Raw genomic sequence first — 25,495 nt, 5'->3', positions numbered from 1 at the left:
GCTCTCCCCCGGCCGCCCCGGGGGCAGGGACAGCCCCGCCGCCGCGTATGCCCGGGGGGGGGCGACGCAGAACCCCGCCCCCCCCCGCCCCTCCGCCGTGTCCGCGTCCCCCTGCGCCCGCGGCCGCCCCGGCTCAGCCGAGCGGGTGCTCCGGCTCGTAGTTGGTCAGGACGCAGCCTTCGACCTGGGACTTCTCCAGCCGGTACCCGGAGGGGGCGGAGAAGCCCGGCGTGCAGTTCAGGTACAGGAACTGCAGCTGGTACAGGCCGAACCGGGAGGACGGGCTGTTGGTCTCGACCGCGATGTTCTCGCCGACGAGCAGCAGGCTCGCGGTCGCCTTCAGCTTGCCGTCGTCCTTCAGGTCGGCCTGCTGGGCTGCCTTGGCCTTGGTCTGGAGCTTCTTCATGTCCCCGACGGTGTCCAGCCAGCTGAGGTCGTGGGCGCGCCGCTCGCCGGCAGGCTGCCCGCACAGGGCGCGGCCCGTCACGCCCCACTCCAGCGCATTGCCCTTGATCACCGGCTGGTAGTCGATCGACTCGATGGCCACTGCCTCGGGGTCGGTGGAGAAGTTCTTCTGGCAGTCCAGGCTGTTGCCCACGAGCTTGCGCAGTTCGGCGATGCTGCCCGCGCGCGGAAGGCCGAGGCTGCCGTTCTTCGGCTGGCCGGGCTTCGAGCCGTCGCCGGACGGGTCCTGCGGGGTCTCGAAGTTCGGGCTGCCCGAGCCGTCCTCGGTGGAGACGAAGTCGGTGAGGCCGCAGCCCTCCACGAGGGGCTTCTCGCGCTTGTACCCGTCGGGCACCCGGCCGCCCGGGTTGCAGACCAGGACGCGCAGGTCGGAGCGGACGAGTTTCAGGGACGTCGCCGTCCGGGTCGGGAAGGCGACGAAGCCCTTGCCGACCAGCACCTGGTCGAACAGTCCGTAGGCGCCTTCGCCCGCGCCCATCCGGGCCAGGACGTACTTCTTGTAGCCCTCCTGGAACGCCTTCATGTCCTTGGGCACGGCGATGACGATGTCGCCCTTCTCGGGCTTGTCGCTGCACACGCCGACCTCCGTCACCGACCACTGGCCGACCTTGGGGAAGTCACCGCCCGGCATCCTCGGGTCGTCGGCCTTCGCGGTCAGGTCCTCGCACGAGGTGAACTGCCGCAGGTGGCGCTGCGCCTCGGCGAGGGGCCCTTCCGCGGCAGCCGTGGCAGCCGTGGAGGACGGGGTTCCCGCCCCCGGTGGGGACGCCTGGCCGCCCTCCTTGCACGCGGCCAGGGTGAACAGGCAGCTGAGGGCGGCGGTCGTGGCGAGGATCCGCTGGATGCGCATGGGTCGCTTTCGTCGGGTGACAGATCGCACGGGGGTGGCATGGGCATGCTAAGGGTGTCCCGCGAGCGTGATCAAAACCCGGGCCGCCCTCACTGCGCCCACTCCGCCAACGCGTCGAAGTCCGGCCGGGTCAGCCCGATCCGCTCGTCGACCCGCATCAACAGGGCCCGGAACGGGTGGCGCTGGTCGACGTACTCGCGGTCCATGTCCGTGATGTCGTCGTCGATCCAGGCGAACTCGCGTCCGCCCGCGTACTCCAGGACGTACTGCGTCTTCCAGAAGGTTCCCCGCGGCGCGCGGCCGTGCATTTCCGGCCAGTCGATGTACGGCAGCCGCGGCAGGCCGAGGTGCGGTCCTATCCAGTCGTTGGCCTCGTCCTTCCAGGTCGTCGCCCAGACCAGCTCGTACGCGTCCGCCAGCGCGCGCAGCTCCGCGCCGTGGTCGGGGTTGAGCCATACGCGCAACGGCTTCCGGTTCTCGGCGAGCGACCAGCCGGTGGGCCGCATCCGGTGGGTGGTGTACCCCTCGGGGCGGCGCTGGGCCTGAGCCGCGTACGGGTTCAGCGGGCCGTCCACGTCGATCAGGAGCAGGGGCTTCGTCGTCATCCGTGCAGTCTTCCGTTCCCGGTGCCGGAGGGGCACCGCAATAAAATGAGACATTGACGTCTCATTTGGTGTACCGTTGTCTCATGGCCATGGATCGTGACCAGGTGCTCCGCGACGCCGCAGCCCTGCTCTCCCGCAAGTCGACCGCCACGATGGACGAGGTCGCCCGCGCCGCCGGCATCGGCCGCGCGACCCTCCACCGGCACTTCGCCGGGCGCGACGCCCTCGTACGGGCCCTGGAGGAACTCGGCATCCGCGAGTTCGAGGACGCCTTCGACCGGGCGCGCCTCGACGAGGGCACCGCCGTGGAGGCGCTGCGCCGGCTCGTCGCCGAGAGCGAGTCCAACGCCCAGCTGCTGGCCTTCCTCGTCACCGAGAACCAGCTGTTCGAAGGCGACCAGGTCAACGAGGGATGGGCCCGGCTCGACGCCCGCGTCAGCGCGCTCTTCCGGCGCGGCCAGGCGGAGGGCGACATCCGGATCGACCTGAGCCCGGCCTGGCTCACCGAGGCCCTCTACGGCCTCATCGGCACCTGCGCCTGGGCCGTCATGGACGGCCGGGTGGCCGCCAAGGACTTCCAACACATGATCTTCGAGCTCTTGCTCGGTGGCGCGCAACGGAGTGATAGGACATGACCGCAACCGAGCAGCTGAAGCCCCGGACGGGGGCGGAGACCGGCGGGGGCGGCAGCCGCGGGCGCTGGCTCGCGCTGGCCGTGCTGGTGCTGGCCGTCCTCCTCGTCGCCGTCGACGCCACCGTCCTCGGCCTCGCCACCCCGTCCCTCTCCGAGGACCTCGAACCGTCCGGCACCCAGCTGCTCTGGATCGGCGACATCTACTCCTTCGTCATCGCCGGCCTGCTCGTCTCCATGGGCTCCCTCGGCGACCGGATCGGCCGCAAGAAGCTCCTGCTGACCGGCGCGACCGCCTTCGGCGCCGTGTCCGTGCTCACCGCCTACGCCACCACCCCCGAGATGATGATCGTGGCCCGGGCCCTGCTCGGCGTGGCCGGCGCGACCCTCATGCCCTCCACCCTCGCGCTGATCCGGAACATCTTCACCGACCCGCGCGAGCGCAGCCTCGCCATCGGCATCTGGGGCGCCACCGCCTCCGCGGGCGCGGCCGTCGGCCCCGTCGTCGGCGGAGCACTCCTCCAGCACTTCTACTGGGGCTCGGTCTTCCTCATCAACCTGCCCGTGATGATCGTCCTGGTCCTGGTCGGCATCAAGCTGCTGCCCGAGTCCAAGAACCCGGTCGCCGGGCCCTGGGACCTGCTCAGTGTCGCCCTCTCCCTCGTCGGTGTGATCGGTGTCGTCTACGCCGTCAAGGAAGCCGCCACCCACGGCCCGACCTGGGACGCCGGCCTCGCCGCCGTGCTCGGCGCGGCAGCCCTGTACGCCTTCGTGCGCCGCCAGTTCACGCTGCCCGCACCGCTGCTCGACATGCGGCTCTTCAAGGACCGCGGGTTCTCCGGCGCGGTCGTCTCCGACCTCCTCACCGTCTTCGGCCTCTCCGGCCTGCTGTTCTTCCTCTCCCAGTTCCTCCAGCTCGTCCAGGGCCGCGAGCCGTTGGAAGCCGGGCTCGCCGAACTGCCCGCCGCCATCGGCGCGGTGGTCACCGGCCTGGTCGCCGGCCAGTGGGCCCGCCGGTTCTCCGTCCGGTCCGTCGTGGCCGGCGGCCTCGGCGCGATAGGCCTGGCCCTGGGCGTGCTCACCCTGGTCCGGCAGGACAGCGGCTACCCGCTGCTCGGCGCGTCCCTGCTCATCGTCGGCCTCGGTGCGGGCTTCTCCTTCACCGTCACCGCCGACGTGATCCTCTCCAGCGTCCCCAAGGAGCAGGCCGGCGCCGCCTCGGCCGTCTCCGAGACCGCGTACGAGCTGGGCGCCGCCCTCGGCATCGCCCTCCTCGGCTCCATCGTCACCGGGGTCTACCAGGGCTTCACCGCCCCCGCCGCGGTCCCCGCGCCGCTCGCCGAGGCCGCGCACGAATCGCTCGGCGGCGCCGTCGAAGCCGCCGGCGCCCTGGATCCGCAGACCGGGCACACGCTGCTGGACTCCGCCCGGCAGGCCTTCGTGGACGGCCTGCACTACGCCTCCGGCGTCAGCGCCCTGGTCCTGCTGGGCACCGCCGTGGCCGCCTGGTTCCTGCTCAAGGGGCAGAAGCTCCAGGAGGGTGCCTCAGCCCACCACTGATTTTCACCCCAAAGGGTGGTGTCGCGCGTGAAGTTGACACTCTGTCGGTATGCGCGCCACCATCCCCTCCGATGGAGATCAACGACCTGACCCCCGCCGAACGCCGCGTCTGGGAAGCCTTCCCGCGCGGCGAAGGCGTCGACTTCCGGGAGCACCCCGACGAGGACGCCGCCGACGGCGCTACCTGGGGCCCGGAGCGGACCCTGCGCGCCGAGGTGCTCACCGCCCTCGTCCTCGGTGCGCACAGCGTCGAAGGCCATGTCGCCGAGCTCAACGTCCGCGGCGCCCGGATCAGCGGCAAGCTGCTCCTCAAGTACGCCGTCATCGACCTTCCGGTCCGGCTGCGCCACTGCTTCTTCGAGCGCAAGCCGGGCCTGTACGGGGCCCGCCTGCGGGCCGTCGCGCTGAGCGACTCGGTGCTGCCGGGTCTGACCGCCTCGTCCGTCACCGTCGACGTCGCCCTGCGGCTGTCCCGTTGCCGCATCACCGGACCGGTCCGGCTCGCGGGAGCGCGGATAGCCGGCGGACTCTTCCTCCAGGACACCGTCATCGCCCCGCAGACCGATCCCGGTGCGACCGCCGAGCCCCCGCTCCAGGTCAACCACGCCGACATCGGCACCGACATCATCGCCACGGGCCTGACCGTGCACGGCCAGACGCGTATCAACGGCGCGACAGTCGGCGGCCAGATCCAACTCGACCGCGCTCGCTTTCACGCCCCCGGCGGGATCGCCCTGCACGCCGAGACCCTGACCGTCGGCACCGACCTGCGCGCCCACCGGCTCGACGCCCACGGCATGGTCAACCTGACCGGATCCCGCATACCCGGTCAGGCCATCTTCACCCGGGCCCGCTTCCACGCCCCCGGCGAGACCGCCCTGCGCGCCTCCAGCTGCACCATCGGCGAGCTCTGGCTGAACCGCTGCGAGCGGGTGCAGGGCGCGGTGAACCTGCGCCGCTCCAACCTCGACCTGCTGCACGTCGAACCCGGGACCTGGCCCGACCGGATCCGCATCGCCGGCCTGACCTACCGCTCCCTCTCTCCGCACCTGCCGCCCGAGGAGCGGCTGCCCGCCTTGGAACTGGAGGAGTTCGGGTACCTGCCGTACGCCTACGAGCAGCTGGCCGCGGCCTACCGCACCGCCGGCGACGAGGCCGCCGCCCGGACGGTGCAGCTCGCCAAACTGCGCCGGCACCGGAGCACCCTGCCCCGGCACGCCCGCCCGTGGGGGCTGCTCCAGGACGCCACCGTCGGCTACGGGTTCCGGCCGCTGCGCGCGGCGGGCTGGCTGCTGGCCCTGCTGCTGACGGGCTCGCTCGCGTACGGGCTGCGGCCGCCCCCGCCGCTCAAGGCGGGCGAGGCGCCGGAGTTCAACCCGGTGTTCTACACCCTCGACCTGCTGCTGCCGATCATCGGATTCGGCCAGGAGCAGGCCTTCGCACCCCGCGGCTGGGGCCAGTGGCTGTCGTACCTGCTGATCGTGACCGGCTGGATCCTCGCCACGACGACCGCGGCGGGCGTCAGCCGGTCACTGCAGCGGCAATAGGACCCGAGGGGTCAGGCGGCCTTCGCCTTCGTGGCGTACATGTCCACGTACTCCTGCCCCGACAGCCGCATGACCTCGGCCATCACCGAGTCGGTGACGGCGCGCAGCACGTAGCGGTCGCGGTCCATGCCCTCGTAGCGGGAGAACTCCATCGGCGCGCCGAAGCGGATCGCGACCCGGCCCGGGCGGGGCATCCCCTTGCCGCCGGGCTGCAGCTTGTCCGTGCCGACGATCGCGAACGGGACCACGGGGGCGCCGGTCATCAGGGTCAGGCGGGCGATGCCGGTGCGACCGCGGTAGAGGCGGCCGTCGGGGGAGCGGGTGCCCTCCGGGTAGATCCCGAAGATCTTGCCCTCCTCCAGGATCCGGCGGCCGGTCATGAGGGCGGCGACGCCGCCGTTGGCGCCGTCCCGGTCCACCGGGATCATGCCGGCGCCGGTGAAGAACCAGGCCATGGCGCGGCCCTTGACGCCCTTGCCGGTGACGTACTCGTCCTTGCCGATGAAGTGGACCGTGCGGTCGCACACCAGCGGCAGGATCATGGAGTCGATGAAGGTGAGGTGGTTGCCCGCGAGGATCACCGGGCCCGAGCCGGGGATGTTCTCGATGCCCTCCACGCGGGTGCGGAACATCATGCGCATGACCGGTCCGACGGTGGCCTTGATGAGCGCGGTACGGAACAACGTGAGCCCTCCGGCATCGAGAAACGGCATCGCACGACACGGCGGCCGTGCAGGTGAGGACGATACTCGCGGGTCAGGTCCGCCCGCACATCGGGTTCACGAGGTCGAAACCTCGTGTTGACACGCGTTCGCGCCATGTTCGGCCCGTACCCCCCTGCCCGCCACCGCTGCTGCCTACCATCGGCAGGCCGATCCGGGCCGCCGGACCCGCCAGACCAGGGACCGCGGCCCTTCAGACGACGGGAGTGGCACTGATGACGCAGGGTGGGGCAGCACGGCGTACGGTCCTGGGGGCGGCCGTCCTGGCGGCGGGCGCCGGCATGGCCGGGGTCACCGCCGGATCCGCGCAGGCGGCGGAGCCCGCGGAGCCGTCCGGGTCCGCGGAGGCGGCGGGGGCCGGTCAGGCACGCCACGGCAGCGGCTACAAGGACCTGCCCGTCCCGCTCGTCATCGGGCACCGCGGCGCCAGCGGCTACCGGCCCGAGCACACCCTCGGCTCGTACGCACTCGCCCTCGACCTGGGCGCCGACGTCGTCGAGCAGGACCTCGTGCCCACCCGGGACGGACACCTGGTGTGCCGCCACGAGAACGAGATCGGCGGCACCACGGACGTCGCCGACCACCCCGAGTTCGCCTCCCGGCGCACCACCAAGACCGTCGACGGGGTCGCGGTCACCGGCTGGTTCACCGAGGACTTCACCCTCGCCGAGCTGAAGACCCTCCGCGCCAAGGAGCGCATCCCCGCCCTGCGCCAGCGGAACACCCCTTACGACGGCCGCTGGGACGTGCCCACCTTCGAGGAGGTGCTGCGCTGGGCCGACCGGGAGGGCAGGCGGCGCGGCAAGCGCGTCTGGCTGCACGTCGAGACCAAGCACCCCAGCTACTTCCGCTCCCTCGGCCTCGGCCTGGAGGAGCCCCTCGCCCGACTGCTGCACCGCTACGGCCGCGACGGCCGGAACGCCCCCGTCTTCCTGCAGTCCTTCGAGCCCTCCAGCATCCAGCGCCTCGCCCGGCTGGTGGCGGCGCCGCGCGTGGTCCTGCTCGGCGCCGCGCACACCCGCCCCTGGGACTTCGAACAGGCCGGGGACCCGCGCACGGTCGCCGACCTGGTCAAGCCCGAGGGGCTCAAGTGGATCGCCGGATTCGCCCAGGGCATCGGGCCCACCCTGGACCTGATCGTGCCGCGCGACGCGTCCGGCCGGCTCGGCACCCCGACCACCCTGGTCAAGGACGCCCACGCGCAGGGACTCGTGCTGCACCCCTACACCGCGCGCAACGAGAACAACTTCCTGCCCGCCGAGTACCGAAAGGGCACCGACCCGGCCGCGTACGGCGATGCCTTCGGCGCCTTCCGTAAGTACTTCGAGCAGGGCATCGACGGCATCTTCACCGACAACCCGGACACCGGGCTGCTCGCCGCGGAGGCCTTCCGCCCGGGCCGCGGACGCTAGGCCGTCTCTTCCCGCAGGCGTCAACCAACAGTCGGAACGCCGCCTTCGGGTGAGCTGTGCCGGGCGGGGAAACCGCCCGGCACGGCTCGCGCGTCCCGCCCGGCATGGACCTGCTGAAGGACTCCGATCTCCTGAACCAACTGGGCCCGCTGCTCTCCGCCGAAGCGGCCGCGGAGGCCGCCGGCACCGGCGTGGACGCGGCCGACCTGGAACAAGCCGTCTGGGTCAGGCTGCTGGAACACGGCCCCGCCCCCGCCGAGCCGGCCCGCTGGCTGCGCCGGGCGGTGCGCGCCGAGGCCCGGGTCGCCCGGCGCCGCGCCCGCCGGGAGGTCCCGTACGGCCACCGCCACCACGTCGTGGACGGCTGCCGCCCGGGAAACGCCGGCCCCGCCCCCGAAGAGGCCGTGCTGCACCGGGAGGAGAGGCGCGCCCTCCGATCGGCTGTCGCCCGATTGCCCGGCCGCTGTCCGGAACTCATGCAGGCACTTCTCTCGCCCAGAGACTTGACTTACCGTGAAATCGCAGGGGAGTTGGGTATCTCACAAGGAAGTTTAGGGCCGGTCCGTTCCCGCTGCCTGGGATGTCTGCGCAGAATGCTCGCGTCGGAGGTTGCGGCTCCTCGCCTTCGGGGAAGGGAGCGGTAGACCAAGGGGCTACCAGGTGAGCAGGAGGCGTGCGCATATGGGCATGAGCGTGACCATTTCGGCGGCGGTCGACGAGGACGGCGAGCAGATCCTCAAACTCCAGTACCTGGCCTTCCAGCGCGAGGCCGAGCTGTACGGCAACTACCGCATCCAGCCGCTCACCCAGACCCTGGACTCCCTCAAGGAGGAGTTGGCCTCCGACACCGTGCTCGTCGCCCGGCTCGGCGACGAGGTGGTCGGTTCCGTGCGCGGCAGCGTCGACGAGGAGGGCACCGGCCGGATCGCCAAGCTCTGCGTGCACCCGCGGATGCAGGGCCACGGCCTCGGCGCCCGCCTGCTGCGCGCCGTCGAGGAGGCCCTCGCGGCCCACGACGGAGCCCCCGCCCGCTTCCGCCTGCACACCGGCCACAAGAGCGAGTCCAACCTGCGCCTCTACCGCAACGCCGGCTACGTGCAGGTCGGCGGACGCACCGCCAGCGACGGGGTGAAGCTGCTGGTCCTGGAGAAGGAGGCGGGCGCCGCCGACTTCGCGGTCAGCGCCTGACGCGCAGCCAGAGCATCCCGGTGACCGGCAGGATCACCGGGATGAACAGGTACCCCATCCCGAACTGCGACCACACGGTGGAGTCGGGGAAGGCCTCGGGACGCACCAGCGTCCACGTCCCCACGATCAGCACGCCGGCGAGCTCGGCGGCGCAGCACAGCCGCGCCGCCTTGCGGGCGGTCTCGCCGCCGCGCACCAGCGAGTACGTGATGAAGCAGTAGACCAGGGCGGCCAGGCCGGTCAGCGCGTACGGCAGCGGCGCCCGGTCGAACTCGGTGGAGATCTGGTAGACGGAGCGCGAGACCGCGCCGACCGTGATCACTCCGTACACCCAGACCAGCAGCAGCCCGGGCCCGGACACCAGCCGCTCGCGCGCCGCGGGAGCGGTCCCGCCGGCCGGCCCGGTGGTCATGTCGGTGTCAGGCACCGGGGGTCCCCCAGATGTCGTAGAGCCGTACTTCGAGCACGGCGAGGACGACCGCGCCGGCGGCCACCGTCACCGAACCCCACTTGGTCCGCTCGGTCAGCGACAGCAGCCCGGCGGCCGGGACCGCGGCGAAGGCGCCCAGCAGGTAGGCCACGAAGATCACCGAGCCCTCGTCGGGCTTCCCGCCCCGGGCCAGCAGCACCACGCCGACCACCAGCTGGGCCAGGGCCAGCAGGCTCACCACGCCCATGCCGATGAAGTGCCAGTCCTTGGTCGGCTGGTCCCGCAGCGCGGCGAAGCCGCACCAGGCGGCGAGGGCGAGGGCGGTCGCGCCGAGGGCGACCGTCAGGGCGTCGAGCATGCAGCGAGCGTATTACGGGCCGCCCGGACCGCTGCGCCCGGCCCCGCGCCCGGCCCGCGCCCCACTCCGCGCCCGGCGCGAGGTCCACCTCGGGTTCCGGTAGTGGTCTTGACCACAGGCGACCCTCCCCCGTGCCCGCGCCACACCCCGACCGCGGCCCGGTCGGCCCGGTGTCCGTGCAGGTCGGCGGCGTAGGGCGGGCTCCTCGGGCGGGTGGGAACGGACCAGCCGCGTCCGGTATGCGGTCGCATGGTGTCCGCTATTCGGACAATTTTGATCGCAGAAGGGGCATGTCTGCTTTACTGGGGCCCATGACCACGACGAGCAGCCGCACCCTTGCGACCGAGGCGACGATGACGCCCGGTGCTCGTTGTATGTGTCGAATGTGCGCCTTCTGAGGGCCCCTCTCCTCCCGTCTCGCGCCCCGAAGCGAGACCGGCCGAGCCCGTCCGGCCCGCCGCCGCATGTCGGCGGCAGGAAGCGGAACGGACTGCTCCCGCCCCGCGCATGCGTGGAAACCGCCGAAACCTTCCGGTTCGACCCGTATCGCGCCCCCAGATGTTTGCCCCGTGCCCGGCCGCCACCACCCTGCGCCGCGCACTCGACAGCGACGGAAATCCTGTGATCACCACATCGGGCCTCACCAAGGTCTACCAGTCCCGCGGCCGCGAGGTCACCGCCCTCGACGGCGTCGACCTCCACGTGCGCGAGGGCGAGGTATTCGGAGTCATCGGCCAGAGCGGCGCCGGCAAGTCCTCCCTCATCCGGTGCGTCAACCTGCTGGAACGCCCGACCTCAGGCACCGTGACCGTCGACGGCGTCGACCTCACGGCCCTGGCCGGCCGCGGCCGCCGCGCCGGCCGCGAACTCCGCGGGGCCCGCAGCCGCATCGGCATGGTCTTCCAGCACTTCAACCTGCTGTCCTCGCGCACCGTCCAGGCCAACATCGAGCTCCCGCTGGAGATCCTCGGCGTCCCCGGCCGCGAGCGCTCCCGCAAGGCCCTCGAACTCCTCGACCTCGTCGGCCTCGCCGACAAGGCCAAGGCCTACCCCGGCCAGCTCTCCGGCGGCCAGAAGCAGCGCGTCGGCATCGCCCGCGCCCTCGCCGGCGACCCCAAGGTGCTCCTCTCCGACGAGGCCACCAGCGCCCTCGACCCCGAGACCACCCGCTCCATCCTCCAGCTGCTGCGCGACCTCAACCGCCAGCTCGGCCTGACCGTCCTGCTCATCACGCACGAGATGGACGTCGTCAAGACGATCTGCGACTCCGCCGCCCTGATGAAGAAGGGCCGGATCGTCGAGACCGGCACCGTCGCCGAACTGCTCGCCACCCCCGGATCCGAGCTCGCCGCCGAACTCTTCCCCGTCAGCGGGGACGCCACCGGCCCCGACCGCACCGTCGTCGACGTCACCTTCCACGGCGACTCCGCAACCCAGCCGGTCATCTCCCAGCTGTCGCGCACGTACAACATCGACATCTCGATCCTCGGCGCCGCCATGGACACCGTCGCCGGCCGCCAGATCGGCCGCATGCGCATCGAACTCCCCGGCCGCTACGAGGACAACGTCGTCCCGGTGGGCTTCCTGCGCGAGCAGGGCCTCCAGGTCGAGCTCGTCGACGACGCCGACACGCCCGCAACCGCAACCGCAACCGCAGCCGCGGTCGACGCCGCGGCCGCGGCCGAAGACGCAGACGCCGAGCTCGCCCAGCTCGTCAAGGATGGTGCCCAGTGACCTGGTCCGAGATGCAGCCCCTGCTCACCCAGGGCACGTACGACACCCTCTACATGGTCCTGTGGTCCACGCTGGTCACCGTCCTCGGCGGCCTGCCCCTCGGGATCCTGCTCGTCCTCACCGACAAGGGCGGCCTCCTGCAGAACCGGCCGCTCAACAAGGCCATCGGCGTCATCGTGAACATCGGCCGCTCACTGCCGTTCATCATCCTGCTGATCGCCCTGATCCCGGTGACCACCGCCGTCGTCGGCACCTTCATCGGCCCCACCGCGATGATCGTCCCGCTCGCCATCGGAGCCATCCCCTTCTTCGCCCGCCTCGTCGAGACGGCCGTCCGCGAGGTGGACCACGGCCTCGTCGAAGCCGTCGAGTCCATGGGCGGCGGCATCCCGACGATCGTCGGCAAGGTGTTCCTCCCGCAGGCCCTGCCCTCGCTCGTCGCCGGCGTCACCACCACCCTGATCACCCTCGTCGGCTACTCCGCCATGGCCGGGGCGGTCGGCGGCGAGGGCCTCGGCTCCAAGGCCGTCACCTACGGCTTCCAGCGCTTCGAGACCGGATTCATGATCGCCACCGTGGTGATCCTGATCGCCATCGTCACGGTGATCCAACTCATCGGCGACGGCGTCGTCCGCCTCCTCGCCCGCCGCGGCCGCACGGCCTGACCGCCGCGCCGCCCCGAAGACCCCCCACCCCACAGAGCCCGCACTTGTCGTGCTTGGGCCGCCACCCGCAAGTCCCGCGCACTCCTCGCGCACTTGCACCACATGAAAGGCACTCTTCGTGCGTAAGAACACCAAGCTCACCGCCGTCGCCGCCGCCTCCGCGGCACTCGCCCTCGGCCTCACCGCCTGCGGCAGCGCCTCGGACCCGTCCTCCGCGAAGGGCGACGGCAAGGCCGACGAGAGCAAGCCCCTCGTCGTCGCGGCCTCCCCGAGCCCGCACGCCGACATCCTGAACTTCGTCAAGGACAAGCTCGCGGCCAAGGAAGGCCTCAAGCTGGAGGTCAAGGAGTTCACGGACTACGTCCTGCCCAACACCGCCACCGAGCAGGGCCAGGTCGGCGCCAACTACTTCCAGCACAAGCCGTACCTCGACGACTTCAACAAGAAGAACGGCACCCACATCGTGCCCGTCGCGAACGTGCACCTGGAGCCCCTCGGCCTGTACTCCAAGAAGGTCAAGGCCCTCGCCGACATCAAGCCCGGCCAGACCATCGCCGTCCCCAACGACACCACCAACGAGGGCCGCGCCCTCCAGCTCCTCGCCGCGAACAACCTGATCACCCTCAAGGAGGGCGTCGGCACCAGCGCCAAGCTGTCCGACATCACCGACAAGAAGGGCCTGGAGTTCAAGGAGTTGGAGGCCGCCACCGTCCCGCGCGCCCTGAACGACGTCGACGCCGCCGTCATCAACGGCAACTACGCGCTCGAGGCCAAGCTCTCGCCCGCCAAGGAGGCCCTGGCCCTGGAGAAGGCCGAGGGCAACCCGTACGCCAACTTCCTCGCGGTCAAGGCCGGCAACGAGAAGGACCCGCGGATCGAGAAGCTCGCCCGGCTCCTCGGCTCCGACGAGGTCAGGAAGTTCATCGAGGAGAAGTACCAGGGTTCGGTCGTCCCCGCCGCCGGCACCCCGGCCTCCTGAACCCGCGGTACCCACCGCCCTCCTGAACCCGCGGTACCCACCGCACCCGGCGCACCCCGCGCCACCAGTGCACACGGCCCCGCACGCCCTCCCCGGCGCGCGGGGCCGCGGCCTGCCCGCTTCCGGGCAGGGGCGGCCATGCACATCCGCCGGGCGATGCTGCATGCTGTGGCTGGACGGCCCGCACGACGGCGCCCCCGCACATTCGGTCCCGCACCACGGTCGCCCCACCTCTCAGGCATGGAGCTGCGCATGACTACCACCTTCCCGGACGTCACCATCAGCACGGACCGGCTGGTGCTGCGCCCCTTCGACGTGGAGGACATCAGCGCGCTCGCCGAGATGATGAACGACGAGCAGGTCACCGCCTGGACGTCCCTGCCGTACCCCTACACCCACGCCGACGCCCACGCCTGGGCCACCCTGCACTCCCGCGCCGAACGCACCGAGGGCCGCGGCATCGTCTTCGCCGTCTCCGAGTTCCTCACCCAGCGCCTCGTCGGCAGCGTGCACCTGAGGAACACCGACTGGCGCACCCGCAGCACCGAGGTCGGCTACGTCACCGCCCCCTGGGCCCGCGGCGAGGGCTACGCCAGCGAGTCCGTACTCGCCGTCGCCCAATGGCTCTTCCGCGACCAGCGCTTCGAACGCCTCGAGATCCGCACCGCCGCCGACAACACCGCCTCCCAGCAGGTCGCCCAGAAGATCGGCTGCATCAGCGAGGGCGTCCTGCGCAACGCGTGGATAGTGCGCGCCCAGAACACCGACGGCACCTGGAGCGACACCCGCACCGACCTCATCGTCTGGAGCCTCGTCCCCGAGGACCTGGAGGACCCGGACGAATACGGCGGCCAGGAAGGCTACGGACACGCCGTCGTGCAGCGGGCCGACGCAGGCGGCCACCGTGTCTGCGCCGACTGGAACTGAACCGGCGGCCGGGTAGTCTCGACCTGCCCGGCTCCCGACGACACTTCGCCCGCCCGCCCCCACCCCAGCCAGCAGGAGACAGACGACGATGGCCGACCGGGTCACGGTGATCGGCTGGGACGGCTCCCCCCTGACCGCGGCCGCCCGGTCCGCGCTCTCGGCCGCCACCCTCGTGGCCGGCGCCGCCCATCACCTCGCACTCCCCGAGGTCCCGCCCGCCGCCGAACGCATCCGCCTCGGCAGCCTCGGCCTCGCCGGCCGCCGCATCGCCGGCCACCGCGGCAGCGCCGTCGTCTTCGCCGACGGCGACCCCGGTTTCTTCGGAGCCGTCCGTACCCTGCGCGCCCCCGAGTACGGCCTCGAGGTCGAAGTCGTCCCCGCCGTCTCCTCCGTCGCCGCGGCCTTCGCCCGGGCGGGCATGCCCTGGGACGACGCCCAGGTCGTCGTCGCCAACCCCCGCACCCTGCGCCGCGCCGTCAACGTCTGCCGCGCCCACGGCAAGGTCGCCGTCCTCACCTCACCCGGCGCCGGCCCCGCCGAACTCGCCCTGCTGCTCGGCCCGGTCCACCGCACGTTCGTCATCTGCGAGGAACTCGGCACCGAACGCGAGCAGGTCACCGTCGTCACCTCCGACAAGGCCCCCGACCACGTCTGGCGCAACCCCAACGTCGTCATCGTCATCGGTGGCCGGGCCGTCGCCGCCGACCCGCCCTGGCTGCTCGGCCAGAACCCCGCCCGCACCGCCGAACGCGGCTGGGCCCGCCCCCTGCCCCACGCAGCGGAAGGCGAATCCGCCCCGCTGCGCGCCGCCCAGCTCGCCCGGCTCGGCCCGCGCACCGGCGACCTCGTCTGGGACATCGGATCCGGCTCCGGGGCCTTCGCCGTGGAAGCCGCCGCCTTCGGCGCCGCCGTCATCGCCGTCGACGCCGATCCGCGCGCCGGCGAACGCGCCGCCACGGCCGCCCGCGCCCGCGGCGTACAGCTCCACGTCGTGACCGGGCGCGCCCCGCACGTCCTGGAGGACCTCCCCGAACCGGACGTCGTCCGCGTCGGCGGCGGGGGAGCCGCGGTCGTCGCCGCCGTCGCAGACCGCCGCCCCGAGCGGATCGTCAGCCACGCCTCCACCCGCGACGAAGCGGAAGCGATCGGACGTGCCCTGGCCGAGGGCGGCTACACCGTCGAATGCGCCCTGCTCCAGTCCGTCGGCCTGGACACCCGCACCTGGAACGAACAGGACCGTTCCGTGGTGTTCCTCCTGGCAGCCGAGCGCCCGGTGATCCGCCAGGCCTGAGCCCGGGGTAGGCTGGCCGATCGTCGTACCGCCCTCGTAGGTCCTGGGTCGGCGGCACGCACGAGACGCGCGACGTGGCGCAGTCCACAGCAGACCATGGCGGTTCTGGCCGCCGTGGTGGCGAACGGGCGCGACAATGCTTACTGGTTGTCGCACGGGACGTACGCACGCAGCACGCGTCGCACGGCGACCCCGCTCGTTGGGTCATGTGGGCGCCGGGCGATCGAAGAGGCAACACGATGGGCGAGGGGTACGCATGACTGACACCGGCCAGGTACCGGGCGAGGGGCTCCCGGACAACGCGGGCATGGTGGATCAGCAGGGCATTCCCGCTCCGGTCCCGCAGCCGGGCTCCGTCCCCGCTCCCGTCCCGGGGGGCTACGCCTTCCAGGACCTCGTGGACAACGCGGCCGAGCCGGAGGACGAGGAACTGCTGCTGATGCCGAGCGGGCACGGCCAGGGCGGCGCCTGGAGCGACCCGCAGGTCGTCCCGCCGACGCCCGCCTTCCCCGTCGAAAACTCGTACGGCGACGCACCCTACGCCGACTACCCGGACTACCCCGACTACGCCGACGCCCAGGCGCAGGCGATGGCGCAGGCCCAGGCGATGGCCCAGGCCCAGGCCGGGTACCTGGACCCCGGCCACCCGGTGTCCGGCTTCCCCGACCCGGCCGCGGGCGAGGCCGCGTACACCCTCGGCGCCCACGAGGCCGGCGGCCGCGACTCCGGCGCCCTCGACCTCGGCGGCCTCGTGGTGCCGCCGCCGACGGGCGCCCCGGCCTCCCCGCTGGGCCCGGTCCCGCCCGTGGCCTCCGCCCACCGGCCGCTGCACATGGGACCGCCCGTCCCCGAGGCCACCGGCGGTGTCGTCCGCTCGCTGGCCGACCGCGGACCGGCCGCCGCCCCCATGGCCCCCATGACCCCCATGGCTCCCGGCATGCCCGTCGCCCCGATGCCGGCCGCCCCCGCCGCCGCCCCGGTCGTCACCGCCACGCCCCCGGCCGGCACGCCCGTGGCCGGCACGCCCGTGGCCCCGATGCCCATGGGCCAGGCAGGCCCGCCGACCATCGGCCCCGAGTACCTCGACGTGCCGCGCGCGGAAGGCGGCGTACCCGCCGGGCCGCAGCTCGGCGAGATCCCGCCGCAGGCCGGTGCGCCGTGGGCGGCGGAGCCGGCCCCCGCGGTGGCGCAGCCGGCGGCCGCCGCCGAGGCCGTCGTCCCCGCCGCGACCGCCGTCCCCGCCGAAGCCGTCGTCCCCGCCCAGGCCGGCCCGGTCGCCGAGCCCCAGGCGGTCCAGGCTGCCGAGGCCGGTCAGCCCGGTCAGCCCGGTCAGCCCGGTCAGCCTGCCGAGGCCGTCCAGCCGGCCGCCGCCGTCGTACCCGAGCAGCCGGCCGCCGCCGAGGCCGCTCCTCCGGCCCAGCCCGAGCAGCCGCACCCGGTGCCCGCGGAGCAGCCGCAGCCCGCCCAGGTGGCGGAGCCCGTGCCGGCGGCGGAGGCTGCCCCTGCCGCCGAAGCCGTGTCCGCGCCGCAGGACGTTCCCGCGGCCGAAGTCGCTGCGGCCCAGCCGGAGCAGCCCGCAGCCCCCGAGGCCGTTCCCGCGCCGGAGCAGCCTGCAGCCGAGCCCGAAGCCGTCGCGGTCGAAGCCGTCGGGGCTCCGGTGGCCCCCGAGGGCCCCGAGACCCCGCAGGAGCAGCTGCCGCAGCCCGAGCCCGTCGTGGTGGCCGAGCAGCCCGTGGTCCAGGTTCCGGCCGCCGTCCCGGCAGAGCCGGTCGAGGCCGCCGCCGCCCAGCCCGCGGAGGTCGCGGAGCCCGCTGCGGCCGAAGCCGTGGCCGTGGCCACCGACGCCGCTCCCGTGGCGGAGCCCGTCGCCCCCGTCCCGGTCGAGCCCCAGGCGCAGCCGCAGCCGCATCCCGCGGAAGCCGTGGCCCAGCCGGCCGGGAACGCCCCCGAGGCCGCGTCCGAGGCCCTTGAAACCAAGCCCGAGCAGGCCCCCGCGGGCGAGGACCGGGCCGACGAGGCCGCGCCGGTCGCGCAGCCCGCCGAGGAGGCTGCCGCCGAGGCCGCCGAGGCCGCCGAGGAGCCCGCCCCCGAGGAGGTGGCCGCCGCCGACGTACCGGTGGAGCCGTCCCCGGGCGAGGCCGCCCCCGGCTACGCCGACGCCGAACGCGAGGCCGTCCTGCGCGTCATGCGCGAGCGTCGGGACATCCGCAACGGCTTCCGCACCGACCCGATCCCGCACGAGGTGCTGCTGCGCGTCCTGGAGGCCGCCCACCACGCGCCCAGCGTCGGTCACTCCCAGCCCTGGGACTTCGTCGTCATCCGCTCCGCCGAGACCCGCCGGGCGATGCACGAACTCGCCCAGCGCCAGCGCGAGGCCTACGCGAAGTCGCTGCCCAAGGGCCGGGCGAAGCAGTTCAAGGAACTGAAGATCGAGGCCATCCTCGACACCCCGGTCAACATCGTCGTCACCGCCGACCCCACCCGCGGCGGGCGCCACACCCTCGGCCGGCACACCCAGCCGCAGATGGCCCCCTACTCCTCCGCCCTCGCCGTCGAGAACCTCTGGCTCGCCGCGCGGGCCGAGGGCCTCGGCGTCGGCTGGGTCAGCTTCTTCGACGAGCGCGAGATGGTGCGCGAGCTCGGCCTCCCCGAGCACCTGGAGGTCGTCGCCTACCTGTGCGTCGGCTACGTCGACGAGTTCCCGGACGAGCCCGAGCTGGCGCAGGCCGGCTGGTCGCAGCGGCGGCCGCTCGCGTGGGTCGTCCACGAGGAGACGTACGGGCGCCGCGCGCTGCCCGGCGAGGAACCGCACGACCTGCTCTCCGAAACCGTCGCCAGCATCCGCCCGCTCGACGCCAAGGCGCTGGGCGAGGCGTGGGAGCGCCAGAAGCGGATGACGAAGCCCGCCGGCGCGCTCGGCATGCTGGAGATCATCTCGGCGCAGCTGGCCGGCCTGTCCCGGGTCTGCCCGCCCCCGATCCCGGAGCCGGCGGCGGTCGCGATCTTCGCCGGCGACCACGGCGTGCACGCCCAGGGCGTCACCCCGTGGCCCCAGGAGGTCACCACGCAGATGGTCGCCAACTTCCTCGGCGGCGGCGCGGTCTGCAACGCGTTCGCCAACCAGGTCGGCGCCGAGGTGTGCGTGATCGACGTCGGCGTGGCCGGCGACCTCCCGGCCACTCCCGGCCTCCTGCCCCGCAAGGTCCGCCCCGGTACGGACGACCTCACCGCGGGCCCGGCGATGACCCGCGAGGAGGCCGTCGCGGCCATCGAGGTCGGCATCGAGACGGCCCGAGACCTCGTCGCCGCCGGCAACAAGGCCCTGCTGACCGGTGAGATGGGCATCGCGAACACCACGGTGTCCGCCGCTCTCATCTCGGTGTTCACGGGCGCCGACCCGTCGGAGGTCACCGGCCGCGGCACCGGCATCAACGACGAGACGCACGCCCGCAAGGTCGACGTGGTCCGGCGCGCCCTGGAGCTCCACCAGCCCGACCCGGCGGACCCGATCGGCGTACTCGCGGCCATCGGCGGCCTGGAGCACGCGGCGATCGTCGGCATGATCCTCGGCGGTGCGTCGCTGCGTACGCCGGTGATCCTGGACGGCGTCAGCGCCGGCGCGGCCGCCCTGGTGGCCCGTGCGATCGCCCCGGAAGCCCTCTCGGCGTGCATCGCCGGCCACCGCAGCGCGGAGCCCGGGCACGTCGCCGCCCTGAACAAGCTGGGCCTGCGGCCGCTGGTCGACCTGGACCTCCGCCTCGGCGAGGGCACGGGCGCCCTGCTGGCCCTCCCGCTGGTCCAGAGCGCGGCCCGCGCGATGCACGAGGTGGCCACGTTCGACTCGGCCGGCGTCACGGAGAAGTAGCCGGGGCCGGGGCGGCTGCCGTCTGGGGGGTGCCGGCTGCCGTCTGGGTGCTGCCGTCTGGGGGGTGCCGGCTGCCGTCTGGGTGCTGCCGTCTGGGGGGTGCCGGCTGCCGTCTGGGTGCTGCCGTCTGGGGGCCGCCGGCCGCCGTCTGGGGTTGCTGCCGTCTGGGGGGTGCCGGCTGCCGTCTGGGGTTGCTGCCGTCTGGGGGGTGCCGGCTGCCGTCTGGGTGCTGCCGTCTGGGGGCCGCCGGCCGCCGTCTGGGGTTGCTGGCGTCTGGTGCCGCCGTGCCGTCCGGGGCTGCGCCTCCGGCGGGGTCGGAGCCTGTACGGGGTTTCCCGGCAGCCCATTGTCCTTCCGGGGCGGGCCGGCCTGTAAAGGGCGCTCCCTCCGGTCGCGTCGCTGCGCGATGGCCTTCGGCCACCCTTGACAGGCCGACCCGCCCCGGAATGCCAACAGACTGCCGGGAAGCCCCGAAGGACGGTCAGGGGGGACGGGGCGAGAGACGGCCCCGTCAGAGACGCGGGGCGGCCGCTGCGGCCTCGCCGGCCCTGCGCCCCGCGGTGGTCGTCCTGCTGGCGATGAGGGCGGAGGGGGAGCCCGGGAGGGCCGCCAGCGGCCGTGGGCGGCGCTTCGCCAGGGCCCGGGGTTGGCACGGGGGGCCTGGGCCTTATCGTGGACCCGGACAACGAAACCGCACGTCACGAAGACAAGCCGCTCCAGCGCAGCAGCGGCCCGCAGACCCGCCGCATCAGGAGCCGCAACCGCCATGGCATACCCCGCCTACCCCGTAGGACTCCGCCTCGCCGGCCGGCGCGTCGTCGTCATCGGCGGCGGCCAGGTCGCCCAGCGCCGGCTGCCGGCGCTCCTCGCGGCCGGTGCCGACGTCGTTCTCGTCTCGCCGTCCGCGACTCCGTCCGTCGACGCCATGGCCGAGACCGGCGAGATCCGCTGGGAGCGCCGCCGCTACCGGGACGGCGACCTCGCCGGTGCCTGGTACGCGCTGATCGCCACCCAGCACCGCGAGGTCAACGAGCAGGCTTCGGCCGAGGCCGAGCGCGAGCGGGTCTGGTGCGTCCGTGCGGATGACGCCTCCGCCGCCACCGCCTGGACCCCGGCCACCGGCCGTGTGGAGGGCGTCACCGTGGCCGTGCTGACCGGCAACGACCCGCGGCGTTCCGCCGCCGTGCGCGATGCGGTGGTCGAGGGGCTGCGCGACGGCAGCCTTGCTGCGCCCGCCCACCGCAGCCGGCAGCAGGGCGTGCCCAGTGTTGCGCTCGTCGGCGGCGGGCCGGGCGACCCGGACCTGATCACCGTGCGCGGTCGGCGTCTGCTCGCCGAGGCGGACGTCGTCATTGCCGACCGGCTCGGGCCGCGTGACCTGCTCGACGAACTCCCGCCGCACGTCGAGGTGATCGACGCAGCGAAGATCCCGTACGGCCGTTACATGGCCCAGGAGGCCATCAACAACGCCCTGATCGAGCACGCCAAGGCCGGCAAGGCCGTCGTCCGGCTCAAGGGCGGGGACCCGTACGTCTTCGGGCGGGGGATGGAGGAGCTGCAGGCGCTCGCCGAGGCCGGGATTCCGTGCACCGTGGTTCCCGGCATTTCCAGTTCCATTTCGGTGCCCGCCGCCGTCGGGATCCCGGTCACGCACCGGGGCGTCGCCCACGAGTTCACCGTGGTGAGCGGGCACGTCGGGCCCGACGACCCGCGGTCCCTGGTGGACTGGGCCTCGCTGGCCAAGCTGACCGGTACGTTGGTGGTCCTCATGGGCGTCGACAAGATCGGCTTGATCGCAGAGGCCCTGGTCCGCCACGGCCGCCCGACCGACACCCCGGTCGCCGTCGTCCAGGAGGGCACCACCGCCGCCCAGCGGCGCGTCGACGCCACACTGGCCACCGTCGGCGAGCGGGTGCGTACCGAGGACGTCCGGCCGCCCGCCGTCATCGTCATCGGCGACGTCGTACGGGTCGCGGAGGCCGGCCCCACGCCCCCGACCCACTGAACCCCCGCCGCCCGGCAGGGGCGTTGGCACCACACCCAGGACAAGGCAGTATCACCCTGTGGCTGATCTCATCACCGTCGAAGACCCCGACGACCCGCGCCTGCGCGACTACACCGGTCTGACCGACGTGGAGCTGCGGCGCCGCCGCGAACCCGAGGAGGGCCTGTTCATCGCCGAGGGCGAGAAGGTCATCAGACGGGCCAAGGACGCCGGGTTCGAGATGCGCTCGATGCTGCTGTCCGCCAAGTGGGTCGACGTCATGCGCGACGTCATCGACGAACTGCCCGCCCCGGTCTACGCCGTCAGCCCGGAGCTCGCCGAGCGGGTGACCGGCTACCACGTGCACCGCGGTGCCCTCGCCTCGATGCAGCGCAAGCCGCTGCCCGAGGCGTCCGAGCTGCTGGCGGGGGAGGGGGCCGGTCAACGCATCGCGGTGTTCGAGGGGTTCGTCGACCACGCCAACCTGGGCGCCGCGTTCCGCAGCGCCGCCGCCCTCGGCATCAGCGCGATACTCCTGTCCCCGGACTGCGCCGACCCGCTGTACCGGCGGGCCATCAAGGTGTCCATGGGGTCCGTCTTCTCGGTGCCGTACGCCCGCCTCGACGCGTGGCCGGCCGACCTGGAGAAGGTGCGGGAGGCGGGCTACCGCATCCTGGCCATGACGCCGAGCCCCAAGGCGACGCCGCTGGACCAGGTCCCGCCGGAACGCTTCGAACGCTGCGCGATCATGCTGGGCTCGGAGGGGCACGGCCTGTCGACGCACGCCCTGCGGGCCGCCGACGAATGGGTCCGGATCCCGATGGCCGAGGGCATCGACTCCCTCAACGTGGCCGCGGCCTCCGCGGTCGCGTTCTACGCGACCCGGCCCCAGGGCTGAGGCCGCCCGTCGTCAGAGTCTCTGGGCGGCAGCGATGCCCAGGGCGACGATCAGCGTCACCACGACGAACACGATCAGCCGCTGCCGCATCAGCCGCGGGTCCGGTCGGGAGGGCCGCCGCCCCGCCCCCGTCGTCCGGGGGGCCTGGCGGCCGCCCGGACGCCCCGCCGTCGGCCGCGACGACGGCCCGCCCGGGTGGCGTGGCGAGGAGGGCCGCGAGGACGGCCCCCCTGCCGCACCCCGGCCGGCGGCCCTGGCCACCGCCTGCGGGGCCGGCGTGCCGCCCGTGCGCCGCTCCCGCCGCTCCGTGCGCTCCTCCGGGTACGGCTGCGGCAGCAGCCCCGTCGGCCGGTCGGGCCGCGGCACCCGCTGCGCGGGCGGACGCCCGTCGGAGAGGCCCTGGGCCTCGCGGGCCGCGATCTCCTTCAGCCGCATCGACAGCTGGAGCGTGGTGGGCCGGTCCTCGGGATCCTTGGCCAGGCAGGCCCGTACGAGCGGCGCGAGTGCGTCGGGGACACCGACCAGATGCGGCTCCTCGTGCACCACGCGGTACAGCATCACCTCGGAACTGCCGTGCCCGAAGGGCGAGTCGGCGGTCGCCGCGTACGCGAGGGTGGCGCCCAGCGCGAAGACGTCGGTGGCCGGGGTGACGGCCGCGCCGCGCACCTGCTCGGGCGCGAGGAACCCGGGGGAGCCCACGGCGGTGCCGACGTGGGTCAGGGTGCTGGCGCCGGTGGCCCAGGCGATGCCGAAGTCGATGATCCGCGGCCCCTTGGGCGACAACAGGATGTTCGACGGCTTGAGGTCCCGGTGCACGACCCCGGCCTCGTGCACGGCGACCAGACCCTCCGACAGGGCGGCGCCGATCGCGGCGATCTGGGCGGCCGTGAGGGGGCCGTCCTCGGCCACCTTGTCGTGCAGCGACGGCCCGGGTACGTACTGGGTGGCGAACCACGGCCGCTCCGCCTCCAGGTCCGCGGCCACCAGACGCGCGGTGCACCCGCCCCGGATCCGCCGGGCGGCGGACACCTCCCGGGCGAACCGGGAACGGAACTCCTGGTCCTCGGCCAGGTCGGGCCGGATCACCTTGAGGGCGACACGCTGGCCCCGCCGGTCGGACCCCAGGTAGACCACACCCATCCCGCCGGCGCCGAGCCGCCGGTGCAGCCTGAACGAGCCGACGACACGCGGGTCCTCGCGCCGGAGCCGCATCATCGCCATGTCCACCCCGCTGCCCGGTCGTCCTGCTTGACGTGGCACAGCTTACGGACGATCCGGCACGAGCGCTCAGAGGCCGCGCCCTCGCCGCAGCCATCGATTGTCAGTGCGGCAGCGCCCACTTGAGGGTGTCTCAGCCCCGCTCGGGGATGCGGCTCCGCAGGGCGGTCACATCGCCAAGTCGCCGCCGGGGCAAGACGGTTGGGCCTGCGGGGAGTCCGGAGGGGTGCGCTGCCCGGCGGGCGGCGGCCGCGTGCGCGGGGCGTGCGAGCCGGGCGGCCGTTCGGGTGTCCCGTACGCCGACACGCGTGTGCGGGTAGTGACGGAAGTGAGCGAATTCACTACCCTCCGGTCATCCTCCGCGATCATCCCCGCCGCCGCCCCCTCCGGGACATCCCCCATCCCGTGGACGCGGCCTCCAACCAGCGGAGTACGCCGGCGGCACTCCCGTCATCCTCCTGGAGGCCCTCCAATGGGTACGAGGGCAGGACGCCGGGACACCCCCGCCCCCCTAGTGTTGAGGACATGCGGCGGGCGGCACACTCGTCCCCCGAGGTCCCGGGCCCGCCGCAGCCAGACGACAGGGGAGAGGACCATGGCGGACACGGCACGGCACGGACGCAAGGCCTTCGCGTTCAACGCCCACGAGTCCGGTACGCGCCACCCGCTGGTGGCCGCGGCCATGGTGCTCCCCCTGGCCGCCCTCCTGCTCTTCCTCTTCGGAGGCTTCGACCAGGTGGCGGCACAGGCGTCGTCCGTGGGCGTGATGCTGGGGCGCTGAGCGGCGCCCCGGGTCCGGGAGAGCGGCCCGGGCCGGGACATCGGCCCGTCGAACCCCGTGGGGACGGGGGAGCGGCGGACGGCAGGTGAAGGGTGCTGCCCGTGCGACTGGGGAGTCGCACGGGCAGCACGCTCACGCACACCCCCACCTCCACGTACACCCGCGCACGCTCGCGCATCCCGCGTCATCCCGGGCCGCCTTTTCGTAACCTGCTTCCGAGAGGGCGAGCGACGACAGTCCGGGAGCCGCGATGAACCAGGAGCACGCCCGGCGCCTCAGGAAGGGCTCCGTGCCCACCCCAGCGGCGCCGCTGCCCGCCGCCCTGGCCGCGTACGCCACCGGCGAGCCCGCAGCCCCGTACGAGCTCCTCGCCGACCGGGAGGACGGGACCGTCGTCCGCTGCGGCGGGATCGTGGCCAAGGCGCACGCCGCCGACAGCGACTGCGACGACCTGGCCGTCCGGATGCGGATCGCGGCCGACCGGGCCCTGGCGGGCGTCCTGCTGCCCCCGCTGCGCCCCGGGGCGGGCTTGCTGCGGGGCCGCCCGGTGTCCCTGTGGCCGTACGGCGTCCCGGTCGACCCCCATCTCCCCGAGGCAGCCCCCTGGGAGGCGGCCGGCCGGCTGCTGGCCGCCCTGCACCAGGTGCCGCTCGACGGCCTTCCGGGCCCGCTCCCGCCGATGCGCGGCCCCGCCAAGCTCTTCCGCGCGCTCGGCCGCCTCTCCCGCGCGGCGTCCGTGGAGCGCCCCGACCACCGCTTCGAGCCGGGCCTGGGCCCCGGAGTGGTGCGGGACGCCGCGCGGGCCCTGCCCGCCTGGGTGCGGGGGGCGGCCCCGGCGCCGCCCGGCGGAGTCCTGTGCCACGGGGACCTGCACCTGGGCCAACTGGTGCGGGGGAGCGCGGCAGAGGGGGGCTGGCGGCTCATCGACGTCGACGACCTCGGCGTCGGGACGCCGGCCTGGGACCTGGCCCGGCCCGCGGCCTGGTACGCGGCCGGGGTCCTCAGCGCCGACGCCTGGGGCAGGTTCCTCGACGCCTACCGGGCCGCCGGCGGACCGGCCGCCTGGCCGGCCGGCCGCGATCCCGGGCCGGCCCTGGACCTCGCGGCCCGCGCGCTGACGGTGCAGACCGCCGCCCTCGCGCTGGCGAGATCGGCCGAGAACCGCCGCCGACTCGACGGCGTGGAACGGCTGATGGTGGAGTCCTGCGCCCGCATCGCGACGCTCCCGCCCGACGCGGCGGCGCGCGCCCCCTCCTAGGGCGGTCCCGCGGCGGGAGGAAACGCGGTATCCCCCCCCCCCCCCCCCGGCGGGGGGGGCGGGGGGGGGGGGCGGGGGGGGGGGGGGGGGGTTTAAAAAAAAACCACGCCCCCCCAAAACCAAAGGT

At 73.6% G+C, this 25,495-nt stretch carries 22 protein-coding genes; 16 read left to right on the top strand and 6 right to left on the bottom strand.

Annotated elements, in window-relative coordinates; translation table 11 throughout:
• Window positions 1-133: 133 nt before the first annotated feature.
• Entirely contained in the window at window positions 134-1,315 is a 1,182-nt protein-coding gene (locus tag ACFVGY_RS23605) for a hypothetical protein (RefSeq protein ID WP_385680447.1), read from the bottom strand.
• A gap of 89 nt (window positions 1,316-1,404) precedes the next feature.
• Complete coding sequence (locus ACFVGY_RS23600) at window positions 1,405-1,920, bottom strand: HAD domain-containing protein (protein WP_385680445.1); 516 nt, start codon at window positions 1,918-1,920, stop codon at window positions 1,405-1,407.
• 83 nt (window positions 1,921-2,003) lie between these two features.
• On the opposite strand from ACFVGY_RS23600, the gene ACFVGY_RS23595 reads away from it, so the two are divergent.
• The 3 genes from ACFVGY_RS23595 (at window position 2,004) to ACFVGY_RS23585 (ending at window position 5,658) form a co-directional block, all read left to right on the top strand.
• Window positions 2,004-2,555, top strand: coding sequence for a TetR/AcrR family transcriptional regulator (locus ACFVGY_RS23595; RefSeq protein ID WP_385680443.1), 552 nt, complete (start codon window positions 2,004-2,006; stop codon window positions 2,553-2,555).
• Window positions 2,552-4,111 (top strand): MFS transporter, encoded by a 1,560-nt coding sequence (locus ACFVGY_RS23590; RefSeq protein WP_385680441.1) that lies wholly within the window; start codon window positions 2,552-2,554, stop codon window positions 4,109-4,111. Before ACFVGY_RS23595 ends, ACFVGY_RS23590 begins: the two co-directional genes overlap by 4 nt.
• A gap of 71 nt (window positions 4,112-4,182) precedes the next feature.
• Window positions 4,183-5,658, top strand: coding sequence for a membrane-associated oxidoreductase (locus ACFVGY_RS23585; protein WP_385680439.1), 1,476 nt, complete (start codon window positions 4,183-4,185; stop codon window positions 5,656-5,658).
• A gap of 11 nt (window positions 5,659-5,669) precedes the next feature.
• Here the strand turns inward: ACFVGY_RS23585 and ACFVGY_RS23580 are convergent, their stop codons facing one another.
• Window positions 5,670-6,371 carry a lysophospholipid acyltransferase family protein gene (locus ACFVGY_RS23580; RefSeq protein WP_385680437.1) on the bottom strand — a complete coding sequence of 234 codons (702 nt, stop codon included), beginning with the start codon at window positions 6,369-6,371 and terminating at the stop codon, window positions 5,670-5,672.
• 224 nt (window positions 6,372-6,595) lie between these two features.
• On the opposite strand from ACFVGY_RS23580, the gene ACFVGY_RS23575 reads away from it, so the two are divergent.
• From ACFVGY_RS23575 to ACFVGY_RS23565, 3 genes are all read left to right on the top strand, one after another.
• Window positions 6,596-7,792, top strand: coding sequence for a glycerophosphodiester phosphodiesterase (locus tag ACFVGY_RS23575; RefSeq protein ID WP_385680435.1), 1,197 nt, complete (start codon window positions 6,596-6,598; stop codon window positions 7,790-7,792).
• A gap of 104 nt (window positions 7,793-7,896) precedes the next feature.
• A complete protein-coding gene (locus tag ACFVGY_RS23570; RefSeq protein WP_385680433.1) occupies window positions 7,897-8,436 on the top strand; it encodes a sigma-70 family RNA polymerase sigma factor in 540 nt (179 codons plus the stop codon).
• A 37-nt stretch (window positions 8,437-8,473) separates the two neighbouring features.
• Window positions 8,474-8,980 carry a GNAT family N-acetyltransferase gene (locus ACFVGY_RS23565; RefSeq protein ID WP_385680431.1) on the top strand — a complete coding sequence of 169 codons (507 nt, stop codon included), beginning with the start codon at window positions 8,474-8,476 and terminating at the stop codon, window positions 8,978-8,980.
• Here ACFVGY_RS23565 and ACFVGY_RS23560 read toward each other — a convergent pair.
• Both ACFVGY_RS23560 and ACFVGY_RS23555 read right to left on the bottom strand, forming a co-directional pair.
• Entirely contained in the window at window positions 8,970-9,392 is a 423-nt protein-coding gene (locus ACFVGY_RS23560; protein ID WP_385680500.1) for a hypothetical protein, read from the bottom strand. The genes ACFVGY_RS23565 and ACFVGY_RS23560 overlap by 11 nt on opposite strands.
• 7 nt (window positions 9,393-9,399) lie before the next feature.
• Complete coding sequence (locus tag ACFVGY_RS23555) at window positions 9,400-9,768, bottom strand: hypothetical protein (protein WP_385680429.1); 369 nt, start codon at window positions 9,766-9,768, stop codon at window positions 9,400-9,402.
• 621 nt (window positions 9,769-10,389) lie between these two features.
• Between ACFVGY_RS23555 and ACFVGY_RS23550 the strand changes: the two genes are divergently transcribed.
• The 8 genes from ACFVGY_RS23550 to ACFVGY_RS23515 all read left to right on the top strand — a co-directional run bounded on the left by ACFVGY_RS23550 (window position 10,390) and on the right by ACFVGY_RS23515 (window position 22,111).
• Window positions 10,390-11,502: a methionine ABC transporter ATP-binding protein gene (locus ACFVGY_RS23550; protein ID WP_385680427.1), complete on the top strand. Its 1,113-nt coding sequence runs from the start codon at window positions 10,390-10,392 to the stop codon at window positions 11,500-11,502.
• Complete coding sequence (locus tag ACFVGY_RS23545; RefSeq protein WP_385680425.1) at window positions 11,499-12,167, top strand: methionine ABC transporter permease; 669 nt, start codon at window positions 11,499-11,501, stop codon at window positions 12,165-12,167. Before ACFVGY_RS23550 ends, ACFVGY_RS23545 begins: the two co-directional genes overlap by 4 nt.
• Before the next feature lie 118 nt (window positions 12,168-12,285).
• On the top strand, window positions 12,286-13,146 hold the full coding sequence (locus tag ACFVGY_RS23540; RefSeq protein ID WP_385680423.1) for a MetQ/NlpA family ABC transporter substrate-binding protein: 861 nt from the start codon (window positions 12,286-12,288) through the stop codon (window positions 13,144-13,146).
• 252 nt (window positions 13,147-13,398) lie between these two features.
• Entirely contained in the window at window positions 13,399-14,073 is a 675-nt protein-coding gene (locus ACFVGY_RS23535; RefSeq protein WP_385680421.1) for a GNAT family N-acetyltransferase, read from the top strand.
• An 88-nt stretch (window positions 14,074-14,161) separates the two neighbouring features.
• Entirely contained in the window at window positions 14,162-15,364 is a 1,203-nt protein-coding gene (gene cbiE / locus ACFVGY_RS23530; protein WP_385680419.1) for a precorrin-6y C5,15-methyltransferase (decarboxylating) subunit CbiE, read from the top strand.
• A 256-nt stretch (window positions 15,365-15,620) separates the two neighbouring features.
• Window positions 15,621-19,229 (top strand): nicotinate-nucleotide--dimethylbenzimidazole phosphoribosyltransferase, encoded by a 3,609-nt coding sequence (gene cobT, locus ACFVGY_RS23525; protein WP_385680417.1) that lies wholly within the window; start codon window positions 15,621-15,623, stop codon window positions 19,227-19,229.
• Between the two features lie 766 nt (window positions 19,230-19,995).
• Complete coding sequence (cobA, locus tag ACFVGY_RS23520; protein WP_385680416.1) at window positions 19,996-21,234, top strand: uroporphyrinogen-III C-methyltransferase; 1,239 nt, start codon at window positions 19,996-19,998, stop codon at window positions 21,232-21,234.
• Window positions 21,235-21,292: 58 nt separating this feature from the next.
• On the top strand, window positions 21,293-22,111 hold the full coding sequence (locus ACFVGY_RS23515; protein ID WP_385680414.1) for a TrmH family RNA methyltransferase: 819 nt from the start codon (window positions 21,293-21,295) through the stop codon (window positions 22,109-22,111).
• A 12-nt stretch (window positions 22,112-22,123) separates the two neighbouring features.
• Here the strand turns inward: ACFVGY_RS23515 and ACFVGY_RS23510 are convergent, their stop codons facing one another.
• Window positions 22,124-23,332 (bottom strand): serine/threonine-protein kinase, encoded by a 1,209-nt coding sequence (locus ACFVGY_RS23510; RefSeq protein ID WP_385680412.1) that lies wholly within the window; start codon window positions 23,330-23,332, stop codon window positions 22,124-22,126.
• A 592-nt stretch (window positions 23,333-23,924) separates the two neighbouring features.
• Between ACFVGY_RS23510 and ACFVGY_RS23505 the strand changes: the two genes are divergently transcribed.
• Entirely contained in the window at window positions 23,925-24,110 is a 186-nt protein-coding gene (locus ACFVGY_RS23505) for a hypothetical protein (RefSeq protein ID WP_179176631.1), read from the top strand.
• 250 nt (window positions 24,111-24,360) lie between these two features.
• Window positions 24,361-25,368, top strand: coding sequence for a phosphotransferase family protein (locus tag ACFVGY_RS23500; RefSeq protein ID WP_385680410.1), 1,008 nt, complete (start codon window positions 24,361-24,363; stop codon window positions 25,366-25,368).
• Window positions 25,369-25,495 lie beyond the last annotated feature (127 nt).

Source organism: Streptomyces sp. NPDC127106, from assembly GCF_042677605.1.
Taxonomy (GTDB): Bacteria; Actinomycetota; Actinomycetes; order Streptomycetales; family Streptomycetaceae; genus Streptomyces.
The sequence above is the reverse complement of the archived record's forward strand: the minus strand, read 5'-3'. Positions and strand labels throughout refer to the sequence as shown.

What these genes read in the sequence shown, in the direction of transcription:
- ACFVGY_RS23605 (WP_385680447.1), bottom strand. Translation starts at nt 1,315, where the DNA reads ATGCGCATCCAGCGGATCCTCGCCACGACCGCCGCCCTCAGCTGCCTG.
- ACFVGY_RS23600 (WP_385680445.1), bottom strand. Translation starts at nt 1,920, where the DNA reads ATGACGACGAAGCCCCTGCTCCTGATCGACGTGGACGGCCCGCTGAAC.
- ACFVGY_RS23595 (WP_385680443.1), top strand. Translation starts at nt 2,004, where the DNA reads ATGGCCATGGATCGTGACCAGGTGCTCCGCGACGCCGCAGCCCTGCTC.
- ACFVGY_RS23590 (WP_385680441.1), top strand. Translation starts at nt 2,552, where the DNA reads ATGACCGCAACCGAGCAGCTGAAGCCCCGGACGGGGGCGGAGACCGGC.
- ACFVGY_RS23585 (WP_385680439.1), top strand. Translation starts at nt 4,183, where the DNA reads ATGGAGATCAACGACCTGACCCCCGCCGAACGCCGCGTCTGGGAAGCC.
- ACFVGY_RS23580 (WP_385680437.1), bottom strand. Translation starts at nt 6,371, where the DNA reads ATGCCGTTTCTCGATGCCGGAGGGCTCACGTTGTTCCGTACCGCGCTC.
- ACFVGY_RS23575 (WP_385680435.1), top strand. Translation starts at nt 6,596, where the DNA reads ATGACGCAGGGTGGGGCAGCACGGCGTACGGTCCTGGGGGCGGCCGTC.
- ACFVGY_RS23570 (WP_385680433.1), top strand. Translation starts at nt 7,897, where the DNA reads ATGGACCTGCTGAAGGACTCCGATCTCCTGAACCAACTGGGCCCGCTG.
- ACFVGY_RS23565 (WP_385680431.1), top strand. Translation starts at nt 8,474, where the DNA reads ATGGGCATGAGCGTGACCATTTCGGCGGCGGTCGACGAGGACGGCGAG.
- ACFVGY_RS23560 (WP_385680500.1), bottom strand. Translation starts at nt 9,392, where the DNA reads ATGACCACCGGGCCGGCCGGCGGGACCGCTCCCGCGGCGCGCGAGCGG.
- ACFVGY_RS23555 (WP_385680429.1), bottom strand. Translation starts at nt 9,768, where the DNA reads ATGCTCGACGCCCTGACGGTCGCCCTCGGCGCGACCGCCCTCGCCCTC.
- ACFVGY_RS23535 (WP_385680421.1), top strand. Translation starts at nt 13,399, where the DNA reads ATGACTACCACCTTCCCGGACGTCACCATCAGCACGGACCGGCTGGTG.
- cbiE (WP_385680419.1), top strand. Translation starts at nt 14,162, where the DNA reads ATGGCCGACCGGGTCACGGTGATCGGCTGGGACGGCTCCCCCCTGACC.
- cobT (WP_385680417.1), top strand. Translation starts at nt 15,621, where the DNA reads ATGACTGACACCGGCCAGGTACCGGGCGAGGGGCTCCCGGACAACGCG.
- cobA (WP_385680416.1), top strand. Translation starts at nt 19,996, where the DNA reads ATGGCATACCCCGCCTACCCCGTAGGACTCCGCCTCGCCGGCCGGCGC.
- ACFVGY_RS23510 (WP_385680412.1), bottom strand. Translation starts at nt 23,332, where the DNA reads ATGGCGATGATGCGGCTCCGGCGCGAGGACCCGCGTGTCGTCGGCTCG.
- ACFVGY_RS23505 (WP_179176631.1), top strand. Translation starts at nt 23,925, where the DNA reads ATGGCGGACACGGCACGGCACGGACGCAAGGCCTTCGCGTTCAACGCC.
- ACFVGY_RS23500 (WP_385680410.1), top strand. Translation starts at nt 24,361, where the DNA reads ATGAACCAGGAGCACGCCCGGCGCCTCAGGAAGGGCTCCGTGCCCACC.